The 17,921-nt window shown below is 73.0% G+C and carries 14 protein-coding genes; 10 read left to right on the top strand and 4 right to left on the bottom strand.

The genetic code is table 11. The features are described 5' to 3' along the window. Positions 1-9 precede the first annotated feature (9 nt). Entirely contained in the window at positions 10-1,767 is a 1,758-nt protein-coding gene (locus CLV37_RS14365; protein ID WP_106211547.1) for a DUF5635 domain-containing protein, read from the top strand. 66 nt (positions 1,768-1,833) lie between these two features. Here the strand turns inward: CLV37_RS14365 and CLV37_RS14360 are convergent, their stop codons facing one another. From CLV37_RS14360 to CLV37_RS14350, 3 genes are read right to left on the bottom strand one after another with little or no spacing between them, the layout of a single operon-like run. Then, a complete protein-coding gene (locus tag CLV37_RS14360) occupies positions 1,834-2,277 on the bottom strand; it encodes a hypothetical protein (RefSeq protein ID WP_106211545.1) in 444 nt (147 codons plus the stop codon). Beyond that, a complete protein-coding gene (gene lysA, locus CLV37_RS14355; RefSeq protein ID WP_211298653.1) occupies positions 2,274-3,626 on the bottom strand; it encodes a diaminopimelate decarboxylase in 1,353 nt (450 codons plus the stop codon). Before lysA ends, CLV37_RS14360 begins: the two co-directional genes overlap by 4 nt. Further along, positions 3,623-3,973, bottom strand: a complete 351-nt coding sequence (locus CLV37_RS14350) for an SAV_915 family protein (protein WP_106211543.1) — start codon at positions 3,971-3,973, stop codon at positions 3,623-3,625. The genes lysA and CLV37_RS14350 overlap by 4 nt, the downstream gene beginning before the upstream one ends. A gap of 202 nt (positions 3,974-4,175) precedes the next feature. Here CLV37_RS14350 and CLV37_RS14345 point away from each other — a divergent pair, with 202 nt between their 5' ends. The 9 genes from CLV37_RS14345 to CLV37_RS14305 all read left to right on the top strand — a co-directional run bounded on the left by CLV37_RS14345 (position 4,176) and on the right by CLV37_RS14305 (position 16,852). Beyond that, on the top strand, positions 4,176-6,167 hold the full coding sequence (locus tag CLV37_RS14345) for a cell wall-binding repeat-containing protein (RefSeq protein WP_106211541.1): 1,992 nt from the start codon (positions 4,176-4,178) through the stop codon (positions 6,165-6,167). 123 nt (positions 6,168-6,290) lie between these two features. Next, positions 6,291-8,813 carry a cell wall-binding repeat-containing protein gene (locus CLV37_RS14340; protein WP_106211539.1) on the top strand — a complete coding sequence of 841 codons (2,523 nt, stop codon included), beginning with the start codon at positions 6,291-6,293 and terminating at the stop codon, positions 8,811-8,813. 43 nt (positions 8,814-8,856) lie between these two features. Continuing rightward, positions 8,857-9,180: a hypothetical protein gene (locus CLV37_RS14335; protein ID WP_106211537.1), complete on the top strand. Its 324-nt coding sequence runs from the start codon at positions 8,857-8,859 to the stop codon at positions 9,178-9,180. Positions 9,181-9,438: 258 nt separating this feature from the next. Continuing rightward, positions 9,439-10,848, top strand: coding sequence for an MFS transporter (locus CLV37_RS14330; protein WP_211298652.1), 1,410 nt, complete (start codon positions 9,439-9,441; stop codon positions 10,846-10,848). 138 nt (positions 10,849-10,986) lie between these two features. Then, positions 10,987-12,015 (top strand): LacI family DNA-binding transcriptional regulator, encoded by a 1,029-nt coding sequence (locus CLV37_RS14325; RefSeq protein WP_170127274.1) that lies wholly within the window; start codon positions 10,987-10,989, stop codon positions 12,013-12,015. A gap of 67 nt (positions 12,016-12,082) precedes the next feature. Further along, complete coding sequence (locus CLV37_RS14320; protein ID WP_106211530.1) at positions 12,083-13,429, top strand: ABC transporter substrate-binding protein; 1,347 nt, start codon at positions 12,083-12,085, stop codon at positions 13,427-13,429. Next, positions 13,429-14,328: a carbohydrate ABC transporter permease gene (locus CLV37_RS14315; RefSeq protein WP_146149413.1), complete on the top strand. Its 900-nt coding sequence runs from the start codon at positions 13,429-13,431 to the stop codon at positions 14,326-14,328. The genes CLV37_RS14320 and CLV37_RS14315 overlap by 1 nt, the downstream gene beginning before the upstream one ends. Next, positions 14,325-15,236, top strand: coding sequence for a carbohydrate ABC transporter permease (locus tag CLV37_RS14310; RefSeq protein WP_106211526.1), 912 nt, complete (start codon positions 14,325-14,327; stop codon positions 15,234-15,236). Before CLV37_RS14315 ends, CLV37_RS14310 begins: the two co-directional genes overlap by 4 nt. Continuing rightward, positions 15,233-16,852, top strand: a complete 1,620-nt coding sequence (locus CLV37_RS14305) for an FAD-dependent oxidoreductase (protein WP_106211524.1) — start codon at positions 15,233-15,235, stop codon at positions 16,850-16,852. The genes CLV37_RS14310 and CLV37_RS14305 overlap by 4 nt, the downstream gene beginning before the upstream one ends. A gap of 53 nt (positions 16,853-16,905) precedes the next feature. On the opposite strand, the gene CLV37_RS14300 is transcribed toward CLV37_RS14305, so the two are convergent. Next, on the bottom strand, positions 16,906-17,910 hold the full coding sequence (locus CLV37_RS14300) for an NADP-dependent oxidoreductase (RefSeq protein ID WP_106211522.1): 1,005 nt from the start codon (positions 17,908-17,910) through the stop codon (positions 16,906-16,908). Between the last annotated feature and the right edge of the window lie 11 nt (positions 17,911-17,921).

Raw genomic sequence — 17,921 nt, 5'->3', positions numbered from 1 at the left:
GTGTCCGCCATGATTCCCGACCCCGTCGTGGCGCGCGAGCGCCTGCGGCAGCACGCCGACGAGATCCTGGCGGCCCTCCAGGACGGGAAGCAGCCACCCGTGTGGGAGACGGAGGTCGTCGACCTCAAGGAGGAAGCCGGCCGTCGTGACCGCTCCGGGGACCTGCTGGCCGCCGAACCGCGCAACCAGGCGGCCGTCGACAAGCTGGCCCCCGAGCTCCGGTGCTTCAGCAACAGCCCTGGTGGCGGTGCCATCGTGCTCGGGGTCGATGACAAGACCCACGACCTGATCGGCACCCGGCTCGACGTCGAGTGGCTGCGACAGCGACTCCACGTGGCCACCGGAGTGGCTCCGGCGATCGAGGAGCGGGTCGTCCGCGGTCACCGTCTGCTGCTCCTGCTCATCGCGGAGAGCGAGGTGCCGCTGGAGGATCCCGACCACCGGCTGCGGTGGCGGGTGGGCGACCAGTGCCGCAGCGTCGACCGGGCCGAGTGGTGGGCCCGCAGGGCGGAACGGATCGGCGTCGACCCCACGGCGGCCGCCACGGATCGCCGGGCCACCGACGTCAGCCGAGGTGCGATCGTCGTGGCGAGAGCGCTGCTGGCGGAGGCGGGGGACACCGGAAGTGCGGACGCCACCGACGAGGAGCTGCTGACGAGGCTGGGCGTGCTCCGCCCGGACGGGTCGCTGAGTCAGGCCGGGGTCGTCCTGCTGTGCCCCTCACCACGTCCGGGTCTGGAACTGTCCCAGCTCGACGTCGTGGGCGGCGACGTCACCTCGACGTTCCGCCCCGCTGCCGGGTCCAGCGTCCTCGAAGCGCTGCGGGAGGTCGAGATCCGGCTCGACGCGTTGAACCGGGTACGTCCGGTGAACCGTGGTCTCGTCGAGGAGGCGTCCCGAGCCCTACCGCCCCGAGCCGTTCGCGAGGCGGTGCTCAACGGTCTGACCCACCGGGACTGGTTCCGGTCCGAGCCGACGACGGTCCGGTGGATCGACGAGGATGACACGCTGGTCGTGACGAGCCCCGGTGGCTTCACCGGCGGCGTCACCCCCGGCAACGCGTTGAGCACCCGGCACGCGCGGTACCCCGCGCTGGCAGACCTGTTCCAGGCCCTCCGTCTGGTCGACCGGCAGGGGGTCGGGGTTCCCCGGATGTACCAGACGATGCTGGCCGAGGGGCACCGTGCACCCCTCCTGGAGGAAGTTCCCGGACCCGCGGTGCGCACCACGCTGGCGGGGAAGCCGCAGGTCCCGGTCGTCGCCCGACTCCTCGTCAGCATCGAACCGGCACCCCGGCGACGAGACGTCCGGGTCGCCGTCCTCATCGATGCGTTGTCCCGCCGTCCCTTCCTCACCTCGGTCCAGGCGGCGGAGGTCCTCCAGGTCTCCGAGGCGGCAGCAGACCTCGCCCTCGAGACCGTCGCCGACTGCCGCGTCGACGGACACCCGGTCTTCGCCCACGTCCGCGACGCCCACGTCCTCAGCGGTGAGCTCCAGGCTCTCGTCGCCTCAGGTCGTTTCGGGGCGTTGCCCGTTCGCGACGAACGCTTCTGGTACCGCCGCAGCGATTCCGACACGGTCGCGGCAGTGGCGGCACTGTGGCTGGAGGTGCACGACCGTGTCACCTCCGGGGACGTCGCGACCCTGACCGGGATGTGGCAGGCGAACGCCTCCAAGCACCTGACCGCACTGGCTGAGGCGGGGAACACCGTGGCGCGCGGCCCGGGGAAGGGCCGGGCGGCCCACTTCCAACGAGTCTCTCGATGAATTCGTGAGGCTGGATGGTCTCGACCTGACGTGGCGAGCAGTTGCCGGCAGATCCGCCCCCGTCCGCTACCGCGGACTCCCGGTGCCGCGGTGCCCCGGGCCAGGGTCCTGCCGGTGCCTACCTGCCCGGGGCGCTGGCTGAACCGCGACGGTTCCTACCGTTGCCCGCCGCCCCAACCACCACCCCGCCCCCGCGGTCGCGACGAACAGCAGCAGGTTCTCGACCTCCTCGGGCCCGACCCCGAACCCCCGTGCTTCGACGAAGAACCCGACGTGCACGACCCACGTCACCGCGGCGAGCAGACCGGCCGCCCAGACGGGGATCCCGAAGGACCCCACGAGGACCGTCACGACGAGGACCAGCACGGACGCGGCGGAGGAGGCGTGCGCCGCGACGGCGGCACCGGTGCCGAGGACGAGGGTTCCCGCCGCGACGAACAGGTGCACCTCGCCGGCGAGGACGGGGTGGGCCGCCGACCACGGGGCGGGCGGGTTCACGGGGTGCCTCACCGCCCCACGTCGCGGCGGCCGAGGTCCTCGACCGTCTCGCGGCGCACCAACAGCCGCGCCTCGCCACCGCGCACGGCGACCACGGGCGGGCGGGGCACCGCGTTGTAGTTCGAGGCCATCGACACGTGGTAGGCGCCGGCGGCGGGGAACGCGATCAGGTCACCCGGGCGGACGTCCACGGGCAGTGGGACGTCGGCGGCCAGCACGTCGCCGGTCTCGCAGTGGCGGCCCACGACCGTCACGGTCTGCTGCGCACCGGCGGCGACGCGGCCGACCAGGCGCGGGGCGTACTGCGCCCCGTACAGCGCGGGACGGGGGTTGTCGCTCATCCCGCCGTCGACGACGACGAACGTCCGGTGGGGCGTCCGTTTGAGCACCGCGACGCGGTAGACCACCACCCCGGCCGGTCCGACCACCGCCCGGCCCGGTTCCACGCTCAGGTGCGGGACGCGCAGACCGTGGGCGTCGCAGGCGTCGCGCAGTTCCCGGCGCAGGCACCGGGCCAGGTCGGCGACGTCGAGCCCCGGTTCGCCGGGGCGGTGGGCGATGCCGTGGCCGCCGCCGAGGTCCAGTTCCCGCAGGACCAGCCCGTGCCGGTTCCGCACGCGGGCGAGGACCCCGGCCATCACCAGCGCCGCTTCCTGGTAGGGCGCGATCTCGGTGATCTGCGAGCCCAGGTGGCAGTGCAGACCGACGAGTTCCAGCGACCGGTGCGCCAGGACCCGGTCGACGAAACCGTCGACGTCGGCTGTGGCCGTGCCGAACTGCTGGTCCGGGGTCGCGGTGCGGACCTTCGGGTGGGCCCCGGCGCTGATGCCGGGCACCAGGCGCAGCAGCACCTGCTGCCGGGCCCCGGCGGGCAGGAGCGAGGCGACGAGGTCGGCGTCGTCGGGGGAGTCCAGCACGATGCGCCCCACCCCGGCCTCCATCGCCGCCCGCAGGTCGGCGGGGCTCTTGGCGACACCGTGCAGCAGCGTGCGGTGCGCCGGCAGGCCCCCGTCCAGCGCGGTGCGCAACTCCCCGGCCGAGCACACGTCCATGCCCAGACCCTCGTCGGCCAGCCAGCGCACCAGGGCCCGGCACGTGAACGCCTTGGCGGCGTAGAACACCCCGTCGGCGCCGAAGTGCTCGCGGTAGGTGCGGGCCCGGGCGCGGACCTCCGTCTCGTCCAGGACGTGGACGGGGGTGCCGAAGGTGGCGGCGACGTCGGCGAGCGCGACCCCCGCGACGCGGACGTCACCCCCGACCGTGCGGGCGCTGCGCGGCCACGGGGAACCCGTCCGGTGCGCCCCGGTGGGCACGGGGGTGGAAGAGGGGGTGGGCTGGGGGTCGGGGAGCAGGAGGCTCACGCGGCGAACCCCTCCACGCGCAGCCGGGCCCGGGGCACGGACGCCACCGCTGCTTCCGCTCCCCGGTCGGCGGGCGGTGCGGCGACGAGGCGCGGGTCGATCCGCAACTCCTGCGTCCCGGCGGCGGTGAGCAGCGCCCGCAACGCGTTCGGGCCCATCTCCCGGTACGCCTGCGCGTCCCCGAGCACCGCGTGCAACGTGTCGGGGGAGGTGAAGGCCACCCCGGTGCGGTTCCCGAGGGGGTCGACGAAGGTGCGCAGGCTCGCGTGGGAACCCTGGAGGACCGGGACGAAGAGACGGGCTGGTGAACCGTCGGCCGCGGTGGCCGTTCTGGTGGTGCTGGGCATGTCGTGAACGCTAGGGACGCGGAACCCGCTGCGGAACAGTCCTTGACGTGGCCCTGACGGGATCCTGACGCGCGGCTGACAGGGCACCCACCCTGTGCGCGACTTCCCCGAAAGCCCCCGCTCGGCCGGTCGCGTCCTTACAGTGGAGGGACGAACCACCAGCGGAGGCCGTCGCGCCCCGCGCTGAAGGAGAACCCCACCCATGACCTCGCGGTCCCCGCGGTTGCGCGCCCTCGCCGCCGCGTTCGTCCTGACGTCCCTGACCGCCGCCGGGTCGGTGCTGCCCGCCGCCGCGAGCACGGGTTTCCAGCCCGACGCCCCGGACCGCCGGATCGGCGGCGTCGACCGCTTCGACACCGCGGCCCGGACCGCGCTGGACGCGTTCCCCGACGGGGCGAGCACCGCGATCCTCGCGAACGGCTGGCGGAACATCGACGCGCTGTCCGGGGCCTACCTCGCGGGCCTGGAGAAGGCCCCGATCCTGCTGACCGACCGCGACACCGTCCCGGCGAGCACCCTCGCCGCGCTGCGCGCCCTCGGCGTCGAGGACGTCGTCGTGCTCGGCGACGAGAACTCGGTGGGCGACGCCGCGCTCGACCAGCTCGACGCCGCCGGCATCGGCGTCGCGGACGTCGTGGCCGGCGAGGACCGCTACGACACCGCCGTCCAGATCTACGGCTTCGGTGAGACCGCTCCGCGGACCGTGTTCATCGCCCGCGGCGACGTGCCCACCGGCACCGTCGCCGCCGACGCCCTGGCCGCCGGTCCCGCGGCGTTCAACGGCCGTCCCATCCTGCTCACCGCCGCCGACCGGCTCCCCGACGTCGTGGCCGACGCCCTCGACGCGGTGCAGCCCGAGAACGTCGTGTTCCTCGGCCGGGGCATCTCGCAGGACGTCCACGACGAGGTGGCCGACCTCGTCCCGGGCGCGCGGATCCAGACCATCGGCGGCGCCGACCGCACCGAGACGGCCGCGATGCTGGCCAGGTCGACATCGCCGGACGTCCTGTACGAGTGGCGCGGGCAGGTCGCCGTCGCCAACGGGTACACGGTCGACGCGCTCGGCGCCGGCGTGTGGGCGGGGCTGCGCCACGCCCCGATCCTGCTCACCGACGGCACCGCCTCGCTGGGGTCGGGGACCGCGGAGTACCTGACGAGCACCGGCATGACCCGCGGCACCGTCTTCGGCGACGAGCGCAGCGTCCCGCAGGCGCTCGCCGTGCGGGCGCGCGAACTCGCCCACGGCGGACCCGCTGCGCCCCAGGCGGTCACCTCGGTGGACGTGGCCGGCGGGAAGCTGTTCGTCGGCGGTCGCGAGGGTGACCTGCACCCCGGTGACACCTACGTCGTCGACGAGCGCCAGGCCACCCGCCAGGAGCTGATCGCCGCGGCGCACGCGGGCAGCCGGATCGTCGCGGAGTGGGAGATCCCCCGCCCAGGGACGGTGACCTGGACACTGCTCACGACCCGCCCCGAGGACTGGACCGACGGGCAGATCGAGCGCTTCACCGGGGGTTTCGCCCTCGTCGACCCCGTCACTGGCCTGCGGTTGCGGACGTTCACCGACGCCGACCTGCCCGCGGGCGGGACGTACACCGTCGACGGCACGAGCAGCACCCGCAGCGGTCTCCTGGCCGACCTCAACACCGACGACCGGGTGCGGGTCACCGGGACGACGTTCGCGCTGACGAACGTCGCCTTCGGCGGGGTGGTCGTCGGGGTCGACGCCACCGGCTACACGGCCCGGGGGTACGGCGACACCGCGGCGTACCGGTACCCGCTGCCCGGCCCGGCCGACGACGTCCGGCAAGCCGGGACGGCGATGAGCGCGGCGCAGTTCGCGCAGCAGCTGACCGTCGGCGACGCGGTGCAGGACCAGACCGTCGGCGGCGTCCGGCGCCTCGACCTCACGAACTACGCCCCGCAGCCGTTCACCAGCGTCTACGAGAGCGGGACCCTGCCGACGGCGGACCCCGGCACCGGCGCGCTGAGCACCTTCCGGGGGCACGCGACCGACACCGGGGCGCCGCAGACGTGGTCGCTGGGCTGGGGGTGCCGGATCCACGTCGACGGCTCCCTGGCCACCGCGGAGCAGTTCAACGCCGCAGTGAGACCCGGTGCGATCGTCTACGTGCAGCCCACCGACGTCCCGACCGGGACGGCCGGGGACGTCTGGCTCACCACCGCACCCTGATCCGGGAGCCCCGCACGCGCGGCGGCGGACGCCACCCTCGCGCCGTCCGCGTCGTGCGCGACGGGGCCGCGCTCCCGGGCGCGGGAGTTCAAGGGTGACACCCGATCGGCCGATGGACACGGCGTGACCCCCGCCACCGCCCCGCGCCGACTCCGCCGTCCCGCCGCCTGGCTGCTCGCGATGTGCCTGCCCGTGGGGATCGTGGCGGGTGCCTCGAACGCGTTCGCCACCGGCCCCGACTACCTCGTCGACACGGACACGATCCTGTCGGCGTACGACCCCCAGGCCGTCGCCGTCGACGCCTCCGGCAACGTCTTCGTCGCCGACGGTGCGAGCGTCCAGCGCTTCGCCCCCGGCGAGACCCAGGGCACGGTCATCGCGGGTGACGTCAGCGAGGGCAAACCGTCCGAGGGGCTGCTCGACCACCCCGCAGGTCTGGCTCTGAGCAGCGACGGCAAGACGCTCTACATCGCGGACCGGGCGAACCACGTCGTGGTCACGGCCGACGCGACGGCGTCCGCCGCTCCCGCCAAGCTCACCGTCCTCATCGGCACCGAAGGTGTCGCGGGCGCCCCCACGAACGGCGCCACGTCACTGCTGAGGAACCCGACGGGTGTCGCGGTCGACGGCTCGGGCAACGTCTACGTCGCCGACTCGGGCAACAACCAGGTCGAGAAGTACACCGCGGCAGGCAAGACGCTCACCGTCTTCGCGGGAACGGGCACGGCGGCGTCGCCCGTCGCCGGTCCGGCCAACCGCTCCCCGCTCAACGGCCCGTCGGCCGTGGCGCTCGACGTCTACGGCAACCTCCTCGTCGCCGACGCCGCGAACCACTCGGTCGACCGCGTCGACCCCTCCGGGAACCTCAGCGTCCTGGGGAGCACCGGCCCGTCCAGCTCGGTCACGTCCCTGGCGGTCGACCTCGCAGGATCGGTGTTCGTCACCGACCCGGCCGCCGGGACGATCCAGAGGATCGTCCCCGGCGGAGCGCCGAAGCTCGTGACGGTCGACTCCGCACCCGTGGCGCCCACGGCGGTCGCCACCAACGCCAGCGGCTACCTGTGGGTGGCGGACTCCGGCTCCATCACCGAGCTGCACCCCTCGGCGCAGGCGAGCGCCCCGCGCATCACGTCGGCCGCCCCGACGAAGGCGGCCGTCAAGACCACTCTCGTGCACCGGTTCACGGCGACCGGCACGCCGACGGCCCAGTGGTCCTTCGTCGACCAGAGCGTCCCCGCGTGGCTGTCGCTGAACGCCGGCACCGGCGTGCTGACCGCCACGCCGGACAAGGCGGGGACCGTGACCTTCACGGTGCGGGCGACCAACGGTGAGGGCCACGACGACCAGGTCGTCACCCTCACCGTCGGCACCCTGCCCGCCGCTCCGGCCGCCCCCACGGCCGTCGCGGGCGACGGCCGGGCCGTCGTGACGTGGAAGCCCGCGGCCGCGGCCGGAACCACCGCGACCGACGTGACCGGTTACTCCCTGACCCCGTACAAGGACGGCGTCGCGCAGGCCCCCGTCACGTTCACCGCGACCCAGCCCGCCACGCAGGTCGTCACCGGCCTCACCAACGGCGCGAAGTACACGTTCACGCTCGCCGCGACGAACTCGTTCGGCACGGGCACCGCGTCGGCGGTCTCGACGGCCGTCACGCCCTACGCCACGGTGAAGAAGCCCGTCCTGGACGTCCCGGTCAGCCGGTTGTCGGGCAAGGACCGCATCGAGACCGCGGTGAACTCCTCCAAGGCCCTGTTCCCGACGACGGGGTCGGCCGGTTCCGTCGTCGTCTCCGCCGCGTGGAAGTACGCCGACGCCCTCGCGGGGGCGCGGCTGGCGTCGGCGACCTCGGCGCCGCTGCTGCTGACGGAGTCGGACAAGCTCAGCGCGAGCGTCGGCACGGAGATCTCCCGCGTCCTGGCCCCCGGGGGGACGATCTACGTCCTGGGCGGCAGCGGGACGGTGTCCAGCGGCGTCGAGACGGCGCTCGCGGGGCTGTCCCCGAACTACGTGGTGAAGCGGCTGTCCGGTGACGACCGCTACGACACCGCCGCGAAGATCACCGGCGAGGTCGCGGCCCAGGCGCCCGGGACCGGCACCGCCCCGATCTACCTGGCCAGCGGGGTCAACTTCCCCGACGGCCTCGCCGTCTCGGCGCTCGCCGCCCGCACCGGCGGCGTCGTCCTGCTGACCGACGCGACCGTGCTGCCGGCCGCCACGAAGGCCTACCTGCAGGCCGTGGACCCGAACGGTGCCCGCGTGGTGCCCGTCGGCGGGGCGGCGGCCGAGGCCGCGAAGGCCCTGCCGGCCGCCGGGGGCAGCGCGACCCGGGCGATCGTGGGGGTCGACCGCTTCGACACCGCGAACCTCGTGGCGCGCCGCTTCACGACCGGGACGCCCACGAAGGTCGTCGGCGTCGCGACCGGCGACACGTGGCCCGACGCGCTCGTGGGGGCCTCGGCCGTCGGGCTCATGGGTGGTCCGCTGCTGCTGACCTCCGGCGCGGACCTGTCGGCGTCGGCGCGCTCGGCGCTGGCGGCGCTGAACGCGGCGAAGCCGCTCGCGACGGGTGTCGTCTTCGGCGGCCAGCCGTCCGTCCCGGCCGCGGCGTACGCGTCCTTCGGCTCGTTCGTCGCCCAGGACTGAGGCTCCCGGAGACGAACGGGGCCCGTCGGACTACCGTGGACGGATGGAGCTCGATCCGCACTCGGTCCAGGAGCAGCCCCGTTCGTCCGACGCCTCCGCCTGGGAGGCACGTGAACGGGCTGAGGAGTTCAGGCGGGACGCGCGGGAGGACCCCGCGACCGCGATCTACCCCCACGCCGACCTCGACTCGGTCGATCTGAGGTCGGTCGTCGACGGCATCGTCCGGCGTCCGCTGGTCATCACCCGCGGTGAGCAGGAGGCCGCCGTCGTCGTCTCCGTCGACTTCTTCAACCGCGCGCACGCCGCGGTGGAGCTGCTCGAGGACGACGCGTCGGCCGAGGCCGAGGAGGCGGTCGCCGCCGGCTGACGAGGGGCGGGCACGATCGATGCACCCACTCCCCTCCGACGGGTCCGGCAAGCGTTTGCCGAGGGTCCGAGGGGCTGTGGGTGCATCGATCCTGCCCGAGCGGGGGGATCGCGCGATGTGGCGACGATCCGATGTCTCGGTACAATTGTTTGAATGTCGCATGACACACGCGTTCCGAAGACCGGCTCGAGACAGCGGCCCCTTCGTCCACGGGGTCGGCGCCTGAGGGTCGACGACGTCACCGTCGTGGACTCCTCGATGCTCCGCCGCGCCGTCGGCGGCACCGTCGTGGGGAACACGATGGAGTGGTACGACATCGGCGTCTACGGCTACCTCGCCGTCACCATGGGGCGGGTCTTCCTGCCCGGCGCCGACCCCGGTCTGCAGGTCCTGTTCAGCCTGGGGGTCTTCGCCTCCACCTACCTGGCCCGGCCCCTCGGGGGGATCTTCTTCGGCCGCCTGGGCGACCGGGTGGGACGGCAGAAGGTGCTGGCGGCCACGCTGATCCTCATGGCCGGGGCGACGTTCGTCATCGGTCTCCTGCCCTCCTACGCCACGCTCGGCGCGCTCGCGCCCGTCCTGCTCGTCGTCCTCAAGCTCGTGCAGGGGTTCTCCGCCGGTGGTGAGTACGCCGGCGCCACGACGTTCGTCAGCGAGTACGCCCCCGACGCGCGGCGCGGGTTCTTCGGCAGCCTGCTCGACTTCGGCAGCTACCTCGGGTTCGCGCTGGGCGCCAGCATCGTCACCGCGCTGCAACTGGCCCTCTCGGAGGAACAGCTGCTCGGCTGGGGCTGGCGACTGCCGTTCCTGTTCGCGGGCGTCATCGGCTCGGTCTCGATCTACTTCCGCCTGCGGATCGAGGAGTCCCCGGCCTTCCAGGCGACCCAGGACCTGCACGAGGCGAACTCCGCCGCGACGGCCGACGCCGAGGGCCGCCCACGCAACACCCTCCACCTCGTGAAGCTGCACTGGCGCTCGATCCTCATCGCCTTCGCGCTCGTCGCGGCCGCGAACAGCGTCGGCTACACGCTGACCAGCTACATGCCGACGTACCTCACCGACTCCCTCGGGTACGACGCGCTGCACGGCACGCTGCTCACCGTCCCGGTGCTCCTGCTGCTCGCGGTGATGCTCCCGGCCGCGGGCCGGGCGTCCGACCGGTTCGGGCGCCGCCCGGTCATGTGGTTCGGCGGCGGCTGGATGATCCTCCTGGCGTTCCCGACGTTCTGGCTCATCGGCCGCGGCACCACGGTCACGACGCTGCTCGGCCTGGCGCTGCTGACGGTCCCCGTCGCGTGCGGGATCGCCTGCCAGGCCTCGGCGCTGCCCGCCCTGTTCCCGACCTCCAGCCGCTACGGCGGGATGGGCATCTCCTTCAACATCGCCGTCGCGGTGTTCGGGGGGACCACGCCCCTGATCCAGGAGGCGCTGGTCCAGTGGACCGGCAACGACCTCGTGCCCGCCGCCTACCTCGTGCTGACGGCGGTCGTCGGCGCGATCGCCGTGGGCCTCATGAAGGAGTCCGCGCGCCGCCCGCTGCCGGGCGCCATGCCCAGCGTGGCGAGCGAGCAGGAGGCCCGCGAGCTCGTCGCCGGTCAGGACGAGAACCCCGACCTGGAGGTCTCCGAGCTGCCGTTCCCGGAGGCCGCGGAACCCGCCGGTCGCTGACCCGGGACGCACAGCGCCCCCCGTCCCCCACCGGGACGGGGGGCGTTGTCGTTGACAGGTCCCTGAGCGAGGTGGTTTTCTTCCTCATACGAACTACTGCTTCGTATGAGCCGAGTCGAGGACGACGGGGGCGGACGAGTGCCGAACACCAGGGACGGGCGCCCGAGCCAGCGGGACATCGCGCGGGTCGCGCAGGTCTCGCAGGCCGCGGTATCGCTGGTGCTCACGGGCAAGGCCACCGAACGCGGCATCGCACCGGCCACCCAGGCGAAGATCAAAGAGGCGATGGCAGCGCTCGGCTACGTCCCGAACGCGGCCGCGCGCTCCCTGCGCGGCGGGCGGAACGGCCTGCTCGGCGTCCACACGTTCGAACGCATCTTCCCCGTCGCACCGGACGACTACTACCACGAGTTCCTCGTGGGCATCGAGGAGCAGGCCGTGGCCGCCGGGCAGGACCTGGTCCTGTTCGCCTCCACCCAGCGGCAGGACGGGACCCGCAGCGTCTACAACGCCGGTGCCAACCGGCTGCGTCTCGCGGACGGGGCGGTCGTCCTCGGTCGCGAGCGTGACGAGGACGAGCTCGAACGGCTCGCGGCCGAGGGTTTCCCGTACGTCCTCATCGGGAACCGTTCGGGGGCGGTCCACCCCATGCCGTACGTGGCGGCCGACTACGTCGCGGCCGTGGCCGAGACCCTCGAGGCGCTCCAGGCCGCGGGCCACCGCGACCTGGCCTACGTCGGGCTCGACCAGCGCAGCCGCCCCCAGGCCGAACGCCTCGACGCCTACGGCACCCTGCTCGCCGCGACGGGCCTGTCCTCGTCGGAACCCCTGCTCGTGCCGCACGGGGGGGTCGGCCCGGAGTGGGTCCGCGACCAGCGGGCGACGGCCTTCGTCGTCGAGTCGCCGCAGCACGGCGAGGAGGTGCTCGAACTGCTCGCCGACCTCGGCCGCGACGTGCCGGGCGACGTGTCCGTCGTCCTCCTGGACGTCCCCCGTGCCGACCACCTCGCCGCGCACGTCAGTCACGTCGGGGTGGCCCGGCGCACCATGGGGGCCGCCGCCGTCCGCGTCCTGCTCGGGCTGCTCGACGGCGACCTGCCGCGCACCCACGTCGAAGTCGTGCCCTGCACCCCGTTGCGGGGCAGCACCATCGCCCCGCCCCGCTGAACCACCCCTGAGAACCCGCAGTTCCTGTCGCAGCAACGTCGCTCGCTCATACGAAACAGGAGGCTCCATGTCCAGATCCGCAGCACGCCGTCGGACCGTCCTCGGCGGACTCGGCGCCGCGACCCTCGGCCTCGGGGGCTGCGCGTTCGCCGGCGGTGACCGGCCCGCGTCGAACTCGTCCGCGGGGTCCACCGACCGCCTCGTCGTCTGGTTCCCCGGCACGAACCAGACCGAGATCGACCTCGTCACCAAGACGATCGTCCCGCAGTTCGAGAAGGACCACGGGGTGCGGGTCGAGGTCACCTACCTGGACTGGGGAGACCTGTCGACCAAGCTCAACGCCGCGTTCGCGGCCGGGACCGCGCCCGACGTCTTCGGCCACGGCCCGGCAGCCGTGGCCGACTTCGTCGTGAACGACCGGCTCGAGGACCTCAGCCCCTTCGTCGCGAAGCTGCCCGGCGACGATCGCGACGACCTGTCGGCGGCCCTGCCCGGGGGACAGGTCGACAGCCGGCAGTACCTCATCCCGTTGTCGTTGCAGGGCAGCCTCATCGCCTACCGCGCCGCCGACCTCACCGCCGCCGGTCTCGATCCCGACCGCCCCCCGGCGACGTGGGAGGAGCTGCACGACGCGGCGTTGCGGCTCACTGCGCGCGACGGCGACCGGATCACCCGCAGCGGCCTCCTGCTCGCCTCCCACCCGATCGGCCGTCAGCAGTCGTTCGCCACGCTGCTCGCCTCGACGGGCGGCCGTCAGCTCACCGACAGCGACCCTGCGAAGGCGTCGTTCGCGACCGCCGAGGGTGAGACGGCGCTGGACTACCTCACGGCCCTCTGGCGCGGGAACCCCGCCGTCGCCGCCGACCTCGGCGAGGACTGGACGAGCCTGCCCACCGAGCAGCAACCCCTGGTGACGGGCCGGGCGGCCATGACGATGCTGACCGCGACGGTGGCCCAGACCATCGCGACGGCCCACCCGGAGTTCGACCTGCGCGTGGTGCCACCGCTCCCGCTGGCCGGGGGCGAACCCGGGGTCCTCGGCGGGGCCGGGCCCGGCCTGATGATCAACAAGGACTCCGTGAACAAGGACCTGGCCTGGAGGTTCATCACCTACTTCATCGACCCCGCCACGTCGACGACGTACACCCAGGGGGTGGGGGCGATCCCCGTCCGCCGGTCGGCCTCGACGAGCGAGTACGTCACCGGGAGCCGGATCATGACGGCCTTCGTGGACGCCGCCGACGCGTGGGTCCCCAACCCCAACGTCCCCGGCTGGGTGCAGGTTCGCGACACCCTCAGCAAGTTCCTCGAGCAGGCGCTCAACGGCCAGGTCCCCGCCCACGACGCCCTGGCCCAGGCCGCGCCCGCCGTCGACGACGTGCTGGCCAAGGCGGCCCGGGCCGGTGGCTCGTGATGGCCACCGCACCCCTGTACGCCAAACCCCGGCGGGTCGGGCGCACCCACTGGGTCGGCGCCGTCTTCGTCGCCCCCGCCGCGCTCTACCTCGTCGTGTTCCAGCTGTTCCCCGTGCTGTACGGGCTCGCGCTGAGCTTCACGGAGTACTCGCCGCTGAGCCGCTCCGCACCGCGGGTCGTGGGCCTCGCCAACTACGCCGCCCTGCTGCACGACAGCGACTTCGGCAAGGCGCTGTGGGTCACGGGGAAGTACGTGCTCCTGGTGCTCCCGCTCACGGTGCTCATCGCCCTGGGTCTGGCGCTGCTGGCCAACCGCCCCTTCCGCGGTGTCGGGTTCTTCCGGTCGGCGCTGTACGTCCCCCACATCGTGTCGCTCACCGTCGTCGCCATGGTGTGGTTGTGGATGTACAGCCCGGACGGGTTGTTCAACCACTGGCTCGACGGCCTCGGGCTGCCGGGTCAGCGCTGGCTGCTGGACCAGGACACCGCGCTGGCCGCGGCCTCGGCCATGCGGATCTGGAAGGCGCTGGGCAGCAACATGGTCCTGCTGCTGGCCGGTCTGCAAGGCATCCCCCGGGACCTGTACGAGGCCGCGTCCGTGGACGGTGCCGGGTGGTGGCACAAGTTCCGCTACGTCACGCTCCCCGGTCTGCGACCCATGCTGACCTACGTCGTGGCGATGGACATCATCTTCCTCGCCCAGGGGTTCGCCGAGATCTTCGTCCTCACCCAGGGCGGCCCGCTCGGCTCCACCACCACCGTCAACTACCTCGTCTACACCGAAGCGTTCCAGTACAACAGCTTCGGGTCGGCGTCAGCCATGGCGTTCGTGCTGTTCGCCCTCATCGTCTCGTTCTCCGCCGTCGCGGTGCGGGGAGTCGCCGGGAGGAAGTCGTGACCGCTCTGGCCCCACCGCCCGTCCACGTGCGGCACGTCTCGCGCCGCCGGTCCCGACCACGCAGCCGGGCGCTGAACGTCACGGTGCTCGCCGTGGCCACGGTCCTGGTCCTCATCCCGTTCCTGTGGGTGATCAGCCTGTCCTTCACACCGACGCGCGACGCGTTCGGCGAGCCCCGGCTGTTCCCCGCCGACCCGACGCTGTCGAACTACGCGACCGCGGTCGTCGACGCCGACCTCGGGCGGGCGTTCCTGAACTCGGCGATCCTCACGGTCGTCGCCGTCGTCACGAACGTGGCGCTCGCCACGGCCGCCGGGTACGCGTTCGCGCTCCTGCCGTTCCGGGGGAGCCGGGTGCTCTTCTACGGCCTCGTCTCGACCGCGGCCATCCCCGCCTCGGTCACGTTGATCCCGCTGTTCCTCATGGCCAAGCAGTTCCCGCTCGCGGGGGGCAACGACCTGATGGGCGTCGGGGGGAGCGGGCTGCTCGACAGCCTCGGCGGTGTCCTGCTGCCGTACGTGGTGACCCCGATGAACATCTTCCTGGCCCGGCAGTACTTCGCGGCGACGAGCCCGGACCTGTCCGAGGCCGCCCGGCTCGACGGGGCGGGGGAGTTCCGCATCTTCTGGCGGATCCACCTGCCGCTCGCCCGGCCGCTCGTCGCGGTGGTCGCGATCTTCTCCTTCACCGGCGTGTGGGACGACTTCCTGTGGCCGCTCGTCGTGACGAGCTCACCCCAGAACCAGACCGTGCAGCTGGCCCTCGCGCGGTTCCTGTCCACCGGCAACGTGCAGTACGGGCCCCTCATGGCCGGGGCGGTCCTCGTGACGTTGCCCGTCCTGGCCGTCTTCCTCTTCAACCAGCGGGCCTTCGTGTCCGGACTCACCGACGGGAGCGTCAAGGGATGACTCACACGGATCTGCTCGTCCTGGGGGGTGGGCTGGGCGGGGTGTCCGCAGCCTCGACCGCCGTCTCGCTCGGCCTGCGCGTCGTGCTCGTCGAGCGCGGCGACTGGCTCGGGGGCCAGCTCACCGCCCAGGCCGTCCCCCCGGACGAGCACCGGTGGATCGAGGGCCCGCTCGCGGCGCCGTCGTACCAGCGGCTGCGCAGCGGCATCCGCGACCACTACCGCCGCGCCTACCCGCTCAAGCGCAGCGCGGCGCAGGTGGAGGCGCTGAACCCCGGACTGGGGTACGTGTCGAGGTTGTGCTGCGAACCCCGGGTCGCCGAGCTGGCCGTCGAGGAACTGCTGTCCGGTGCGCAGGCCTCGGGCCTGCTCACCGTGCTGCGGCGGCACGAGGTCGTCGAGGTGCGCCGGGAGGGGGAGCGGATCACCGGCGTCCTCGTCCGCGGTCCCGGGGGTGAGCGCGAGCTCACCGCGTCCTGGGTCGCGGACGCCACCGAGCTCGGCGACGTCCTCGACCTCGCCGGCCTCGACCACGTCATCGGCGCCGAGTCCCGGGCCGAGACGGGGGAGCTGCACGCGCCCGACGTCGCCGACCCGCTCGACCAGCAGGCCGTGACGTGGTGCGCCGCGTTGGAGTTCACCCGCTCGGGCGACTGGACGATCCCCGAACCGGCCGGGTACCAGCGGTGGCTGACCAAGCGCGACCCCTTCTGGCCGGGGTCGCAGCTCTCCTTCGACGACGTCGTCCCGCACACCCTCGAACGGCGAACCCGCCCCCTGTTCGACGTCGACCCCGCCCGTGGTGAGCGGGAGTCGACGCACGACCTGTGGCAGTACCGGCGCATCCTGGCCCGGGCGCAGCTCGAGGAGGGTTTCCCCGGTGGCGAGATCACGTGCGTGAACTGGCCCCAGATCGACTACTGGGACCTCCCGCTGCTGGGGGTGCCCGACTCCACCCGTGCGCAGGCCCTGGAGGGGGCCCGCGACCTCACGCTGTCGTTCGTACACTGGCTCCAGACCGCCGCCCCCCGCCACGACGGGGGTACCGGCTACCCCGAGCTCCGTCTGCGGGGTGACGCCACGGGGACCGACGACGGGCTGGCCCGTGAGGTGTACGTCCGCGAGTCGCGACGGATCCGCGCGCTGTTCACCGTCACCGAGGAGCACATCGGTGCCGAGCAGCGGGGGTCGCGGGTGGCCGAGCAGTTCCACGACTCCGTGGGCACCGGGTACTACCGGATCGACCTGCACCCCTCCACGGCCGGCCGGACGTACGTCGACATCGACTCCCTGCCGTTCCAGATCCCGCTGGGGACGCTCGTCCCGCGCGACTGCCGGAACCTGCTGGCCGCGAACAAGAACATCGGGACCACGCACGTCACGAACGGGGCCTACCGGCTCCACCCCGTGGAGTGGTCGATCGGTGAGGCCGTGGGTGCACTGGCGGCCTACTGCACGCGGACGGGCACCGAACCGCACCAGGTCCACGGGGACCCCGCCCACCTGGAGCGCTACCGGTCCCTGTTGTCCGACCGGCTCGGGATCACGTTGCAGTGGCCCGCGGAGGTGTTCGTGGGGACTCCCCTGAAGGACCCCGCCCGCGTCGCGGCCTCCTGACCCGTACGGCGGTCGGAGCATCACCGACGCTCCGACCGCCGTACCCGTCGACGTCAGACGCGCACGACCATCTTCCCGGTGTTCCCGCCGCGCATCATCGTGAGGAACGCCTCGACGGAGTTCTCGATCCCGTCGACGACGGTCTCGTCGAACACGACCTTCCCCTCGGCGAACCAGCCGGCCATCTTCTCGCCGAACTCGGCGGCGACGTGGGCGTGGTCGCCGACGATGAACCCGCGCAGCGTGAGCTTCTTGCTCACCAGGTGCCACAGGTTGTTCGGCCCCGCGGGGCGCTCGACGTCGTTGTACCCGGAGATCGCCCCGCACAGCGCGGCCCGGCCGTTCGTGTTGAACACGTCGATGGCGGCTTCGAGGTGGTCGCCGCCGACGTTGTCGAAGAACACGTCGACGCCGTCGGGGACGATCGCCGGGAGCTGCTCGCGGATCGGGGCGTCCTTGTAGTTCACGGCCGCGTCGTAGCCGTAGCGGCTGGTGAGCAGGTCCACCTTCTCGGCCGAACCCGCCGACCCGACGACGCGACCGGCGCCCAGCAGCCGGGCGATCTGGCCGACGGCCGTGCCCACGGCGCCGGCGGCACCGGAGACGAACACCGTCTCGCCCGCCTGCAGGTGGGCGATCTCGGTGAGGCCGACGTAGGCGGTCAGGCCGATCATGCCGAGGATCCCGAGGTGCACCGAGGACGGTGCCCCGGGGATCTCGGCGACCTGGCGGAACTGGTCAGCGGGCCCCTGGGCGACGTCGCGCCAGCCGAGCCCGTGCAGGACGAGGGTGCCGACGGGCAGCGCCTCGGCGGTGGACTCGGTGACCCGGCCGACGGCCCCGCCGGTCATGGTCTCGCCGAGGGCGTAGGGAGCGACGTAGCTCTTGGCGTCGCTCATGCGCCCGCGCATGTACGGGTCGACGGAGACGAACTCGTTGCGGACGCGGACCTCGCCGGCGCCGAGCTCCGGCAGCTCGACCTGCACGGTGCGGAAGTCCTCCGGCGTCGGCCAGCCCTTCGGGCGGGAGACGAGCTGGACCTGGGTGCTGGTGGTCACGGGTTTTCCTC

The organism is Kineococcus rhizosphaerae, assembly GCF_003002055.1.
Classification (GTDB): Bacteria; Actinomycetota; Actinomycetes; order Actinomycetales; family Kineococcaceae; genus Kineococcus; species Kineococcus rhizosphaerae.
This window is presented reverse-complemented; position numbering and strand designations above follow the sequence as displayed.